Raw genomic sequence first — 13,688 nt, forward strand, 5'->3', positions numbered from 1 at the left:
GCATCTGGTCGGCGGTCCAGCGCACCGTCGCCACCGTCGGGATGCCGAGCCGCTGGTAGACCTCGGCCCGGCGCGGGTCGTAGATGCGGGCCGCGACGTGCTCGACGCCGAAGGTCTCCCTCGCCACCCGCGCCCCGATCACGTTGGAGTTGTCGCCGCTGCTGACGGCGGCGAAAGCACCGGCCTCCTCGATGCCGGCCTCCCGGAGCGTGTCCCGGTCGAAGCCGACACCCGTCACCCGGCGCCCGCCGAACCGGTGGCCCAACCGCCGGAAGGCGCTGGGGTCCCGGTCCACCACGGCGACCGTGTGGCCCTCCTGCTCCAGGGTCTGCGCGAGCTCGGCTCCCACCCGCCCGCAACCCATGATCACAATGTGCACGCCCGTCCTCTCCTCGTGAACCGCGGGCCGTGCGAGCATCGTACGGCCGAACACATACCATCCTCCGCGTGTCCAGGATGACCGACGTACCCAAACGTCTCCTGCTCGGACGGGCGCTCCGCAGCGACCGGCTGAGCGAGACCCTGGTACCCAAACGCGTCGCCTTGCCGGTCTTCGCCTCCGACCCGCTCTCCTCGGTCGCGTACGCACCGGGCGAGGTGCTGATCGTGCTCTCCGCCGCCGGGCTCAGCGCCTACCACTTCAGCCCGTGGATCGCCGCGGCCGTGGTGGTGCTGTTGGTGACGGTGGTCGCCTCCTACCGGCAGAACATCCGCGCCTACCCGAGCGGCGGCGGCGACTACGAGGTCGCCGGCACCAACCTCGGCCGCCGCGCAGGGCTCACGGTCGCCAGCGCACTCCTCGTCGACTACGTGCTGACCGTCGCCGTCTCCATCTCCTCGGGCGTGGAGAACCTCGGCGCCGCGATCCCCTTCGTCGTCGAACACAAGACGCTCTTCGCCGTCGCCGCGATCGGGCTGCTGACGGTAGCGAACCTGCGCGGCGTCCGGGAGTCGGGCGTGCTTTTCGCCGTCCCGACCTACCTCTTCGTCGCGGGGGTGCTCGCGCTCATCGCGTGGGGCGCCGTGCGGTCCACCGTCCTCGGGGACGAGATGCGCGCCCCCACCGCCGACTACGAGATCCACACCCAACACGCCGGCGGACTCGCCGGGTTCGCGCTCGCCTTCCTGCTGTTGCGCGCCTTCTCCTCCGGCTGCGCCGCGCTCACCGGGGTCGAGGCGATCTCCAACGGGGTGCCCGCGTTCCGCAAGCCGAAGGCGAGGAACGCCGCCGCGACGCTCACGATGATGGGCGCCATCGCGGTCACCATGTTCTGCGGCGTCATCGCGCTCGCCCGTGTCACGCAGGTCAAGATGGCGGAGAACCCCGCGAGGGACCTGCTGATAGACGGCGAGCCCGCCGGCTCCGGATACGTGCAGCACCCGGTGATCGCGCAGGTCTCCGACGCGGTCTTCGGCAGCGGCTCGCTCCTCAGCTTCTACCTCGCCGTGACGACGGCACTCGTCCTCTTCCTCGCCGCCAACACCGCGTACAATGGCTTCCCGCTCCTCGGTTCGATCCTCGCCCAGGACCGCTACCTGCCGCGGCAGTTGCACACCCGCGGAGACCGGCTCGCCTTCTCCAACGGCGTCCTGCTCCTCGCCGGGGCCGCCGCGATACTCGTGGCCGTCTACGATGCCGACTCCACCCGGCTCATCCAGCTCTACATCGTGGGCGTCTTCGTCTCCTTCACGCTCAGCCAGACGGGCATGGTCCGGCACTGGAACCGCGCCCTCCGCGCCGAGCAGGACACGGCGCGGCGCAGGCACATGCACCGCTCCCGGGCGATCAGCGCCTTCGGTGCGTTCTTCACCGGCGTCGTGCTGGTCGTCGTGCTCGTCACCAAGTTCGCGCACGGCGCGTGGGTCTCCCTCGTCGGCATGGCGCTCTTCTACGGCTTGATGACGGCGATCCGGCGCCACTACGACCACGTCAGCGAGGAGATCGCGGCCGAGGAGTCCGCCGCGGCGCCGCCGCGCCCCTCGCGGGTCCACTCGATCGTCCTCGTCTCCCGGCTCCACAAGCCGACGCTGCGCGCGCTCGTCTACGCCCGCATGATGCGGTCCGACGTCCTCGAGGGACTCACCATCAACGTGGAGCAGGGCGAGACCGACCGCCTCCGCCGCGAATGGGACCGCCGCGGCCTCGACATCCCGCTGACGATCCTCGACTCCCCGTACCGCGAGGTCACCCGCCCGGTGATCGACTACGTCAAGCGGCTGCGCACCGAGCACCCGCGGGACCTGGTGAGCGTCTACATCCCCGAGTACGTCGTCGGCAGGTGGTACGAGCAACTCCTGCACAACCAGAGCGCGTTGCGGCTCAAGGGGAGGCTGCTCTTCACCTCGGGGGTGATGGTCACCTCCGTCCCCTACCAGTTGGAGTCGTCCGAGGCCGCGCGGAAGCGCGCCCGCCGGCGCGAGGAATGGCAGGCGCCCGGCTCCGTACGCCGGGGCGCTGCGCGGAGGCCGCGCAGGGCCGACCGGCGGAAGGGCGCCGGCCGTGGACGCGGGCGCCCCGACGGTACGTAGACTGGGGGACTTGTGCCGGGCACCGCCCGACCAGCGGCGCTCGTACCGCGCTTCGGCGACCGGACCCGGGAGCCGGCGCGTGCGCCCCGCGACCGCGCAGCCACCGCAGACCCTGGAGCCATCCCGCCATGCCCGACGCCCCCGCAGAGCAGCCCGCACCGTCCCTGGTGGGCGAGGAGTACGAGGTCGAGGTGGGGCCCGTCGCACACGGCGGGCACTGCATCGCACGCACCGAGGCCGGACGCGTCCTCTTCGTCCGCCACACGCTGCCGGGCGAGCGCGTCGTCGCGCGGATCACCGAGGGCCACGAGGAGTCCAAGTTCCTGCGGGCCGACGCGGTCCGGGTGCTCGACGCCTCGAAGGACCGCATCGAGGCGCCCTGCCCGTTCTCGGGCCCCGGCCGCTGCGGCGGCTGCGACTTCCAGCACGTCAAGCCGGGGGCCCAGCGGCGCCTCAAGGCCGACGTCCTCGCCGAGCAGCTCCAGCGCCTCGCCGGCCTCGCCCCCGAGGACGTCGGCTGGGACGGCACCGTCGAGCCGGTGCCGGGCGACAAGCTCCCGCCCGGGCAGGTGCCCCAGTGGCGGACGCGGATGCAGTACGCCGTGGACGAGGAGGGCAAGGTCGGCCTCCGCAAGTACCGTTCGCACGACGTGCAGCGGATCGACCACTGCCTCATCGCGGCCGAGGGCGTCTCCGAACTCGGTATCGAGCGGCGCGAGTGGCCCGGCATGGCCTCGGTGGAGGCCACGGCGGCCACCGGGTCCCAGGACCGGCAGGTCGTCCTCACCCCGCGCCCCGGACAGCGGCTCCCGCTCGTCGAACTCGACCGCCCCGTCTCGGTGTTGCGCGCCGAGGAGCAGCGCGGCCGCCGCGGCGCCCCGCCGCGCCTGCACCGCGTGCACGGCCGCGACTACGTCAGGGAGCGCGCTGACGACCGCACATGGAGGGTCGGCGCCGGCGGCTTCTGGCAGGTACACCCGGCCGCGGCCGAACTCCTCGTCGACGCCGTGATGCGCGGCCTCACCCCGCGCAAGGGCGAGACCGCGCTCGACCTCTACTGCGGGGTCGGCCTCTTCGCCGGCGCCCTCGCCGACCGCGTGGGGGAGACCGGTGCCGTCCTCGGCGTCGAGTCGGGCAAGCGCGCGGTCGAGGACGCCCGGCACAACCTCGCCGACTTCCCCCGCGTCCGCGTCGAGCAGGGCCGCGTGGAGCAGACCCTCCCGCGCACCGGCATCACCGAGGCCGACCTCGTCGTCCTCGACCCGCCCCGCAGCGGCGCCGGCCGCGCCCTCGTCGACCACCTCGCCTCCCTCGCCCCCCGCCGCCTCGCCTACGTCGCATGCGACCCGGCCGCCCTCGCCCGCGACCTCGCGTACTTCTCCGACGCCGGCTACCGCGTCCGCTTCCTCCGCGCCTTCGACCTGTTCCCGATGACGCAGCACATGGAGTGCGTGGCGGTGTTGGAGCCTGTCGCAAAGGGCGCCTGAACTGCGGTTACCTGTCCCGGGGGCGTTTCTCGACCTGTTTCACCGTGCCCGACGGTTGAGCCCCTCGCCACGGGTGAGTCTGCGGGTTTCGCGTGAAGCGGCGGGCCGGGCGGTGGCCGGGCGCTTCTCTTCCGGCGCGCTTGCGACGTCTGACGCTCACGCTCTGAGCTGCCTGGCCCTGTCGCGACGCCAGCAACGGTCCGTATGAGACCCCTCGCAGGTCAGTGGCTCGTAGCATGTGAGGTGTGCCGAGCAGAGGGGCTGCGGCCGACGTCAGTCAGTGAAGCGGCGGAGGCGCGTCAAGAAGCTGTCGATCTCGGCGAGTTCGGGGGAGTCGGGTCCGCGCAGGCGGCGGGTTGCCTGGCGCAGCTCTTCGGCTGCGGCCACAGCTTCCGGAAATCGTTCCCGCGCCGCATGAAGGCGGGCGAGGCTGGCGAGGGCATCGAGGTGTCGGTCGACGGCGGCCGCGTCGACGGGCTCGGGGGTGCCGGCTGCGTAGGCACGGAAGGCTTCCATCGCGGCGGTGGACTCGCCGAGGGCCATGCGGCACTGAGCCGCGAAGTAGCTGCAGAGCAGGGCCTGTTCGTCGTCAGGACCGTAGCGATCCGCGTAGGCGGAGCCGGCCTCCTCGAAGAGGTCGGCGGCCTCTCGGTTCGCGCCGGCCAGGAACCTGACCTGGGCCAGGGAGAACATGAGGTCCTCCTGGAGCAGGTTGTCCTGAGCACGGTGGATGGCACCGGCGAGGAGGTCGGCGGCTTGGGTGAACTTGCCCTCCTGCGCGAGCTGCGCCGCTTCGTCCGCGGCCTTGTCGGCCTCTGCGTCGGTCAGCGGGGCCGGGGTTGTTTCGGCTGCGGGGTCAGGTTGTGCCGGCACGACCAGGGTCGGTGTGTAACCGACCGAGGTGGTTCGCTTGGGCGGGCCGCTGAAGGGACGACGGAAGGGCTGGCGCGGATCGAACTCGGCCGGGACGGAGTCGGTGGCGTCCTGCTGGTGGACCCAGGGCAGCAGCGCGTCGTACACCTGGGAGGCATCGAGGCGGCGCTCCGGTTCCTTGTCCAGCATCCCCAGCAGGAGGGCCTCCAGCTTTTCGGGGATGTCGTGGCGCCGGGTGCGGATCGGGGGCGGATCCGTGCGTACATGATGCCAGGCGTGGGATCCTTGGGCGTCGGAGCTGAACGGTGGGCGCCCGGTGAGGAGTTCGTACATGACGCAGGCCAGGGCGTAGATGTCGGAGGCCGGGCCCACTTCGTTGGCCAGACTCTGCTCCGGGGACATGTAGGGCGGGGTGCCGACCGTCATGCCCTCCTGGGTGAGACGCGGATACCCACCGGAGCCGCGCAGCGCGGCGACACCGAAGTCGAGGACCTTGACGACGCCGTCGGGGGCGATCATGAGGTTGGCGGGCTTGATGTCGCGGTGAACGACGTCGTTGCGGTGCACCTCGTCCAGTACGGAGGCGATCTGCACGCACGCAGCGGCCGCCCAGGAGACGGCCAGCGGTGCGGTGTCGTACTCCGTGGCGTCGATGAATGTCTGCACTTCGCGCCCGTGCAACAGTTGCATCACCACGTACAGCTGACGGGTCGTCTCGTCGATCCCGGTGTCGTAGATGGCCGGGATGCCGAGGTGTTCGAGGGCGGCCGTGGTGCGGACTTCGCGCAGGAAGCGGTTGCGGCGAGTGGCCAGAAATTCGGCTGCGTCGAGGCCCGGGACTCCTGGCTGCCCCCGGGTGTCGGTGAGCATCATCTTCACCGCCACGCGCCGGTCGAGGCGCTCGTCGTACGCGTGCCAGACCTCGCCCATGCCGCCCGCGCCGATCGGGTGGCCCAATCGGTAACGTCCCGCGATCACGCGGGACGGTTGTTGGGCGGCGTCCTCGGTCGGCGTGTCGTGCAGCACTGCAACGATCCCCTCTGCCACGGTGCTGGTCGCACACCGGCGTTCGACGTGAAGCGTGTCGTTCCTTGCAGACTACGCATCCGCCGGAGGCACGGTTCCCGCTTCGCCGGATTTGATCGCCGCGGCCCGCTCGGCGTTGGCCCGGCGTTCCGCTTCCCGGCGGGCCGGGCGGCGGATGAGTCCGTACGCCTGCTGGGTCGCGACCTGCTTGAAGATCTGGTTGACCCGGGAGTCGTCGTAGTACCGCACGAGCAGGTCGTCGTTGGACTGCGCCTGATCGATGACGATGCGGTCCATGTCCCTGTGGACCTCGCGGCGGAAGGTCTCCTCGTCGTTGTGCAGGCCGATCCGCTTCAGCTCCGGATCCTCCGCAACGGCTACCACAAGCTGGCCGAGAAGGATCTGGTCGGTCGTGGACAGGCCGATCCCGTACTCGTCGTTGACCGACTCGATGACCTCGGCCAGGGACTTCTCCTCGACCTCGGGCCCGGCCCCGGCGGGCTGAGGCACCATTCCCGGGAGCAGTTGGGCACCTCCCGCTGTGAGCTTGAGCTCCGCGGTGCCCGTCTTGCGGACGTTCATGTGGCTGGGGGTGACCTCCCCTATGTCCGCGCTCGCGGAGCCGGCCGGGAGCCTGAGGCGCCGCACCAGGAACCGCCCGTACTGGTAGAGGCGTTCCAAGTCCTCGTTCTCGAAGCCGATGACGTGGGAGAGCCAGCCGTAGGCCTTCACGTAGGAGTCGAGCGCGCGCCGGAATTCCTGCGCGGCGTCAGGCTCCTCGTCGGCCAGCGCGTTGAACCGGTCCACGGCGGGCTGGGTGTAGCGGTGCAGCTTGGAGTGGGCCTTACGGACAGCCGCGTCGTCGGCCGCTCCGTCCTTGAAAGCGGCGAAGTAGGCGGTGACGAAGGCATCCATCTCTGCTTCGAGGAGCAGCCGATAGGCCATCACCTCGGCCTGACGGGTGAACAGAAAATCCGGGTCGGTGGGCTCGGCGATCGATGCTTCGTAGTACTGCTGGAAGGCCTCCTCGATCACTTCAGGCTTGTTCGCGAAATCCAGGATGAACAAGTCCTCGGCCGACTTGAGGGGATGGGTGCGGTTCAGCCGGGACAGCGTCTGCACGGCGGCGAGGCCGGCCAGAAGCTTGTCGACGTACATCGTCGTCAGGAGCGGCTGATCGAAGCCGGTCTGGTACTTGTCGGCAACGACGAGGATGCGGTACTCGGGCCTGGGCACGGACGGCGGTTTGGGGTCGTCGAGGCGGGTGTAGGCGAAGGCTTCGGGCAGCTTGTTCTCCGGAAAGCCGTTCAGCTTGGACTCGGTGTACTCGATGCCGTCCAGCTTGAGGGTGCCGGAGAACGCCACCAGGGCACCGCAGTCCGGGTAGCCGCGCTCTTCCACATATCCGCGGATCGCCTGGTAGAGGCGCACGGCGTGCTCACGGCTGGGAGTGACGACCATGGCGCGGGCCCTGCCGCCGAGACGGCCGGAAGTATGGGCGCGGAAGTGCTCCACGACGATCCGCGCCCGGGAGGCTAGTGAGGCATTGGACATCAGCGCGGCGCGCACCAGCTTGGCCGTGGCCTTACGCGGATCGACTTGCCGTTCCGCCTCTTCGGCAGCCGCCGACTGGAGCTTGAAGTACGTTCCGTAGGTGATGTACGTCCCGAGGACGTCGAGAATGAAGCCCTCCTCGATGGCCTGCCGCATGGAGTAGACGTGGAACGGCCCCACCTGGCCGGTCTCGGGCGACTTGGCACCGAACAGCTGGAGGGTCTTCTCTTTCGGCGTCGCGGTGAACGCGAAAAAGGACAGGTTGGGTTGCTTGCTGCGGGCGAGCGCCGCGGCGGTCAGCGGGTCGCCGTCCTCGTCCACCGCGTCCGAACCCAGCTTGCCGAGCATCTTCTTGAGGGCGCCGGTGCCTTCGCCGCCCTGCGAGGAGTGCGCCTCGTCGATCACGATCGCGTAGCGGCGCTCGCGGCCCAGGCCCGTTGTCTTGTCCAGGATGAACGGAAACTTCTGCAGAGTCGTGATCACGATACGGGCGGTGGTCCCGGTGAGCGCCTCGGCGAGCTGCTGGGAATCCTCGTCGACCCGCACCACGACGCCCGGCGTGTGGTCGAACTGGTAGATGGTGTCCTGTAGTTGCTTGTCCAGCACTCGCCGGTCGGTGATGACCACGACCTTGTCGAAGACCGGCTCTTGGGGGCCGAGGCCCTTGGCCTGGACGGCGGCCGGATCGAGCAGGGCAGGGTCTTCGGGCGTGTGCAGCGACGCAAGGCGGTGGGCGAGCCAGGCAATGGTGTTCGACTTGCCCGAGCCGGCCGAGTGCTGGATCACGTAATCCTCGCCGGCCCCGTGCTTGGCCGCGTGCCGCGTCATCTTCCGTACGGCATCCCACTGGTGGAACCGGGGGAAGATCAGCGGTTGCTTGTGGGCGGAGCCGGGACGGTAACGGGGAGCCTTCCCCGCCTTGGCTGCCTTGTCCTCGACGTGCAGGTAACGATGGAGCAGATCAAGCCAGTTGTCGCGGTGCATGACCTGCTCGAACAGATACGAGACAGGGTACTTCTCGTGGGGGCCCGGGGGCGGGTTGCCCGCGCCGCCGTCGTTACCCGCGTCTTGTGTGCCCTTGTTGAACGGCAGAAACCGTGTCTTCGCGCCCGCGAGGCGGGTGGTGAGGAACACCAGGTTCGGGTCGACTGCGAAGTGGACCAGGCTGCGCCGGGCGAAGAACAACTCGTTCGGGTCACGGTCGGTGCGGTACTGGCGCTTGGCGTCCTCGACCGTCTGCTCTGTGAGCGGATTCTTCAACTCGGCCGATCCGATGGGGAGTCCGTTCACGAAGAAGGCGAGATCCAGGGACTTGGCCGGATCGACGGCCGAGTAGTGGAACTGCCGGACAAAGGTGACCCGGTTGGCGTCGTACTCGTCCAGAGCCCCTGCGGCGAGGGTGTGTGCGGGCCGGAAGTACGCCAGACGCAGTTTGACGTTCCGCTGGACGACTCCGTGACGCAGTACGTCCAGCAGCCCACGGTCGTCGATCTGCTTGGCCACGTGAGCGGCGAACCGCCGGATCGCGTACGGCTCCTCCTCCCCGTACGCCTCCTTCAGCCGCTCCCAGGCGTCGGGCTGCGAGCCACCGAGGAAGATCGCCAACTCCGAGGTGTCGATGCCCAGTTCGTGATCGTAGGTGTTGGCCAGGCCCCGCTCCCACTTGCTGCGGAGCAGGGCAGCCTCGACGGCGTCCTCGAAAGCGCCCTCGGTGTGGGCTCGGTGCGCGCGGGGCGGGGTGGCGGTCATCCGGAAGCTCCGTACGTGGTCGGCGAACGGCTGATCGTTACGCGAGGGCGCCCGCGCCCTGGCGGGCGGTGGTCACATCGAGTTGACCGGTGACAGCGGCGGTGATGAGCGCTTGGCGGCGCTCGGAGAGGAGGGCAGCGGACGATTCGATTGCAGAGCTTGCTGCCAAAACTCTGTCCTCCTCACCAGAAAGGTCGGCTGCGAGTCGCTCCTGCTGTTCAGCCGGCACGGCGGGAATATCGATTGCCTTAATGTCTTCAGACCTCAGTTTGATGGTCTGTCCGGACTGGCCGCGCATGAGCAACGTCATGAACACGCGCACCGGAGGGCTACGCAGAATCAAGGCGATAAGATCCGGACGCCACCCTCGATCTGCACGAACGCGATAGAGGAGATCGCTGAGCAGCAGGCTGCGCCCCTCCGTGTAAGCAACTGTTGGCACGCCGACGTGTTCAATCGACCCGCTGCCGCGCGTCATCAAGAGGTCCCCGTCCGCAATCTGGTACCGAAAGTCCGGCTGCAGATCGCTGGGTAGCTTCTTGTGTTCAAGTGGGCGAAAGAGCCCGGAACTGACGGCGCTTGTCTTGAGTACTGCCCATTCGTGGGGTTCGGCGAGTGCTTCTTCGCATCGAGGACTCCACCCCTGCATGACCGATTGGATGGCTCGTCGAAGGGGGATGAGGCCATGTGAAGAGATCATGGCCTCCACCTGCGTAGCCAGGTGCGAAGTCCACAGCTCTCCTAGCCGTTCGAGTTGATGTCTCCGTGCATTGACGAGAGCATCAAGACGGGTCGTCTCGGCATCGAGATAGTCGGCGATGCGGCGCTGTTCTTCGAGTGACGGCAACTCAATGGGTAGCGCTCGAACACGCTCGGCGCTGATGTGATAGATGTTCGCGCCCGACGCCACGGATGCGAAGAGCCCGCTTCCGAAGGCAGAGCGAGCCCACCACCCCAAGAATCTGCTGTCGGTCACGCCTTCGCGTGGGCGCATTCGCAGCAACGTGTTCTGGAAGCAGACTGTCCCCTCGACTTCGCCTCGCCAGACAGCGGAAGCCCCCACGGTGCCGAGACTCCCGCTCCCTTCGGTGACCAACACGTCGCCCGGACGCAGGGAAAAGACGCGCTGCTCGGAGGGTGTGAAGTTCATTCGCTTGACGTCGGTGAGGTCGAGGACACCGTCCTTCACGTTGGCGGCTCGCAGGTACGGAACCATGTGAGGGCCAGAATCGTGCTGTGGTGAGCGCTGCCTGCCGAGCGAGACCTCGGCGACAGCTCGAACCGTGGTTGACTTCACCCCGCCACCTCGCCCAGCAGCGTCTGAATCTCCGCCTCCAGAGCCTTCAGCTCCGCGTCGATCTCGGCCAGTGGCCTCGGCGGCTTGTAGACGTAGAAGTGGCGCGTGAACGGGATGTCGTAGCCGACGCGGTAGCGCACGGTCTCCTTGGTCTTCGGGTCCTTGTATTCCGCGATCCACGCGTCCTCGACGTGCTCCTTCACCTCTCGCTTGAAGTACGTGTCGATGTCCTCGCGCAACGGCACGTTCTCGGCGTCCCGCAGGTCCGGATCGTGCTCGATCTGGCCCTTCTTGACGTATTGGACCTCACCCTCCGGGTCCGGGACGCCGACCGCGTCGCGGATCGCTTTGTCGAAGGGCTTGCTCTTCGGCCAGGTGATACCGGCCTCGTCCATCGCCGCGCCCAAGGCCATCCACGCTTCCGCCTTGGTCGCCCACACGCTGCCGAGCAGCGGCTTGAGTGCTTCCGCCAGCTTCTCCGGCCCGCCTTCGCCGAGTTCCTTCTCCACCGCCTTGGCCACACGCAGGGCGTCAAGCGAGTCCTCGGTGACCTCGAAGCGGAGCTTGAGGGGCCGGTCCACGGTGATGCGCTGGTAGCCGAAGTCGTCGGCGTCGAAGACCTTGACCTTGTCCGAAGTGGAGTGCTGCGAGCCCTCGCCGGAGCGCGCGAGACGATACGCCTCCCCGTACCAGGCGCAGATCTCTCCGCGCAGGTTCCCGGTGATCTCCTTGCGTTTGTTGCTCAGCGACTTGCGCATCTTCGACCACTGGTCCCGCGCGTCGATGAGCACGATCCGGTTCTTGAGGTTCTTCGGCTTGCGGTTGGTGACGATCCAGAAGTACGTCGAGATACCGGTGTTGTAGAAGAGCTGGTCGGGGAGAGCGACGATGGTTTCCAGGTAGTCGTTCTCGATGATCCAGCGGCGGATCTCGGACTCGCCGGAGCCCGCGCCGCCCGTGAAAAGCGGGGAGCCGTTGAAGACGACCGCGATGCGGCTGCCGCCGATCTCCTTGCCGTCGGTGTCCTTCTTCAGCGGCCGCATCTTGTCGATCATGTGCTGCAGGAAGAGGAACGAACCGTCGTTGATCCGGGGGAGCCCGGCGCCGAACCGGCCGTCGTATCCACGGTCCTCGTGCTCCTGCTTGACCTGTTTCTCGACCTTCTTCCACTCCACGCCGAAGGGCGGATTGGCGAGCATGTACTCGAACTGCTCGTCCTCATGGCCGTCCTGAGTGAAGGAGTTGCCGAAGTGGATGTTGGAGGCCGCCTGTCCCTTCAGGAGCATGTCGGAGCGGCAGATCGCGTACGACTCGGCATTGAGTTCCTGCCCGAAGACGTTGACGCGCGCGCCCGGGTTGAGGGCCTTGATGTGGTCCTCGGCCGCCGAGAGCATGCCGCCGGTGCCGCAGGCGGGGTCGAGGACATCGATGACAGGGGCCGCGCCGTTGAGGCGGTCGCCGTCGGGGGCCAGGAGCAACTCGACCATCAGCTCGATGACTTCGCGCGGGGTGAAGTGCTCACCGGCGGTCTCGTTCGAGGCGTCCGCGAACTTACGGATCAGCTCTTCGAAGACGTAGCCCATGTTGTGGTTGTCCACGGCCTCGAGGCTGAGGTCGATCTCGGCGAACTTCTGGACGACGAGATAGAGCAGTCCGGCCTTGGCCAGGCGGTCGATCTGCAGGTGGAAAGCGTAGTGATCGAGGATCTCGGTGGCTTCCGAGGAGAAGCCCCCGATGAAGTCCTTGAGGTTCCTCTCGACCTTCTGCGTGTCCTGGTCGGCGCCGATGGTGGCGAACGTCTGCCGGGAGAGGTTGTAGAAGTCGCGACCGGCCGTGGCACGCAGCACCGCGTCCTTGTTCCGGCCTGCGAAGGACTCGGCGCGGGACCAGACGGCCTCGCGGGTGTCCTCCATCACGCAGTCCATGCGGCGAAGCAGCGTCATCGGCAGGATGACCTTGCCGTATTCGGAGCGCTTGTAGTCACCCCGCAGCAGATCGGCCACCGACCAGATGAAGTCGGCCAGCTCCTGGTTCTTGTCGCTCACGTGTCACCTTCTCGTGCTGTCCCGCAGCGTGATCCCCGGCCTGCCCCGCTCAGTGTCAGAGAGGGCAGCCGGGCCAGGGTACGGAAACCCGGTAGGCCCCGCGGGCGGTGCCCGTTGCGTCTCCCTGGCCCCGGCAGCATCTTAGAGGGCGCCGGTCGCACCTTCACCAAGAGTGACGTGCGCGACGCAGTCGCCGACGCCGTTGCCCGAGAGACCGGGACTCGAACTGCCACGCAATTATCACAAGTTGCGGACACGTTCGGGCTTCTGGCGGCCCTTGACTCCGCCCATGCCTGACACGAGGCGTCAAACGAAACGATCATGGCCGCAGGCCTGTTGGTGATGCCTTCATTCCTGCTCGCTGAGATCGACCATGTGGCCACCCGCGAACTCGGCCGTGACGCGACGCTCAGCGCGGTCGACGACATCCGGCATTGGCTGCGCCGGGGCCGCATTGTCGTCCCCGAGACCGCGCAAGACCACCTGGGCCCGCACAGTCCGTGTGCGCCCGCTACCGCAGCCTGGACCTGGCGGATGCGGTGAATGTGGCCCTCACCGCCGATTACGAAGCCGACGCCGTCCTCGCCCCCGACCGCCGTGACTTCCGCGCCGTGCGCCCGCTCGGCCGTCACAAGGCGTTCCGCGTCTTGCCTGACGACCTTCCCCTTCAACGCTGACGGTACGTGGTCGCGACGTAGCCGGGGCGTGACGCTCGTTTGACGCCCGAGGTGTCTACAAGCCGCCCGTCAGGGCGCCGGGCACAGGTTGACCTGCTGCCTTGTCCGATTCTGTTCCTGCCCAAGTGATTTCGATGACGCAGCACATGGAATGCGTGGCGGTGTTGGAGCCGGCGGGGAACGGGTCCCGAGCGCGGCTTTGCCGGGGTGCGTCCGACGGGGCCGCGCGGCCGCGCCGTCCACCGGGCGAGGTCAAGCGGTCCGCGTGGGGGAGTCGTTGCAGGCGCCCATGGTCACGTACCCCGGGGCGGCGCGCTCGACCCGCAGGGCCAGTGCCGGGAGCAGGTCGGCCAACCTGTGGAGGTAGGCCGCCGGGAGTTGAGAACTCCGTGGCTCGGCTGCCGCCAGCGCGCGTGCGGACCTTTCGGCTCGGCGCGTCACCGCGCGGGCC

The 13,688-nt window shown here is 68.3% G+C and carries 8 protein-coding genes and 1 pseudogene; 3 read left to right on the forward strand and 6 right to left on the reverse strand.

What is annotated here, in order from left to right:
• On the reverse strand, nucleotides 1-379 hold a 379-nt coding region (locus tag UWG_RS0126120), incomplete at its 3' end, for a potassium channel family protein (RefSeq protein WP_029391785.1).
• A 77-nt stretch (nucleotides 380-456) separates the two neighbouring features.
• Here UWG_RS0126120 and UWG_RS0126125 point away from each other — a divergent pair.
• Both UWG_RS0126125 and UWG_RS0126130 read left to right on the forward strand, forming a co-directional pair.
• Nucleotides 457-2,529 carry an APC family permease gene (locus UWG_RS0126125; RefSeq protein ID WP_016910146.1) on the forward strand — a complete coding sequence of 691 codons (2,073 nt, stop codon included), beginning with the start codon at nucleotides 457-459 and terminating at the stop codon, nucleotides 2,527-2,529.
• A gap of 128 nt (nucleotides 2,530-2,657) precedes the next feature.
• Nucleotides 2,658-4,016, forward strand: a complete 1,359-nt coding sequence (locus tag UWG_RS0126130) for a class I SAM-dependent RNA methyltransferase (RefSeq protein ID WP_016910147.1) — start codon at nucleotides 2,658-2,660, stop codon at nucleotides 4,014-4,016.
• Nucleotides 4,017-4,289: 273 nt separating this feature from the next.
• Here UWG_RS0126130 and UWG_RS0126135 read toward each other — a convergent pair whose 3' ends face one another.
• From UWG_RS0126135 to UWG_RS0126150, 4 genes are all read right to left on the reverse strand, one after another.
• Nucleotides 4,290-5,915, reverse strand: a complete 1,626-nt coding sequence (locus tag UWG_RS0126135; protein WP_016910148.1) for a serine/threonine-protein kinase — start codon at nucleotides 5,913-5,915, stop codon at nucleotides 4,290-4,292.
• A gap of 72 nt (nucleotides 5,916-5,987) precedes the next feature.
• A complete protein-coding gene (locus UWG_RS0126140; RefSeq protein WP_016910149.1) occupies nucleotides 5,988-9,218 on the reverse strand; it encodes a type I restriction endonuclease subunit R in 3,231 nt (1,076 codons plus the stop codon).
• 37 nt (nucleotides 9,219-9,255) lie between these two features.
• Nucleotides 9,256-10,515, reverse strand: coding sequence for a restriction endonuclease subunit S (locus UWG_RS31835; RefSeq protein WP_157838602.1), 1,260 nt, complete (start codon nucleotides 10,513-10,515; stop codon nucleotides 9,256-9,258).
• Nucleotides 10,512-12,560 carry a type I restriction-modification system subunit M gene (locus UWG_RS0126150; protein WP_016910151.1) on the reverse strand — a complete coding sequence of 683 codons (2,049 nt, stop codon included), beginning with the start codon at nucleotides 12,558-12,560 and terminating at the stop codon, nucleotides 10,512-10,514. Before UWG_RS0126150 ends, UWG_RS31835 begins: the two co-directional genes overlap by 4 nt.
• A 321-nt stretch (nucleotides 12,561-12,881) precedes the next feature.
• On the opposite strand from UWG_RS0126150, the pseudogene UWG_RS34155 reads away from it, so the two are divergent.
• A pseudogene (locus UWG_RS34155) lies at nucleotides 12,882-13,237 on the forward strand (PIN domain-containing protein).
• 252 nt (nucleotides 13,238-13,489) lie between these two features.
• Here the strand turns inward: UWG_RS34155 and UWG_RS32395 are convergent.
• A partial coding sequence (locus UWG_RS32395; RefSeq protein WP_162130092.1) for an ATP:cob(I)alamin adenosyltransferase occupies nucleotides 13,490-13,688 on the reverse strand: 199 nt, incomplete at its 5' end.

The sequence above is a fragment of the Streptomyces xiaopingdaonensis genome (assembly GCF_000262345.1).
GTDB classification, from domain to species: Bacteria; Actinomycetota; Actinomycetes; order Streptomycetales; family Streptomycetaceae; genus Streptomyces; species Streptomyces xiaopingdaonensis.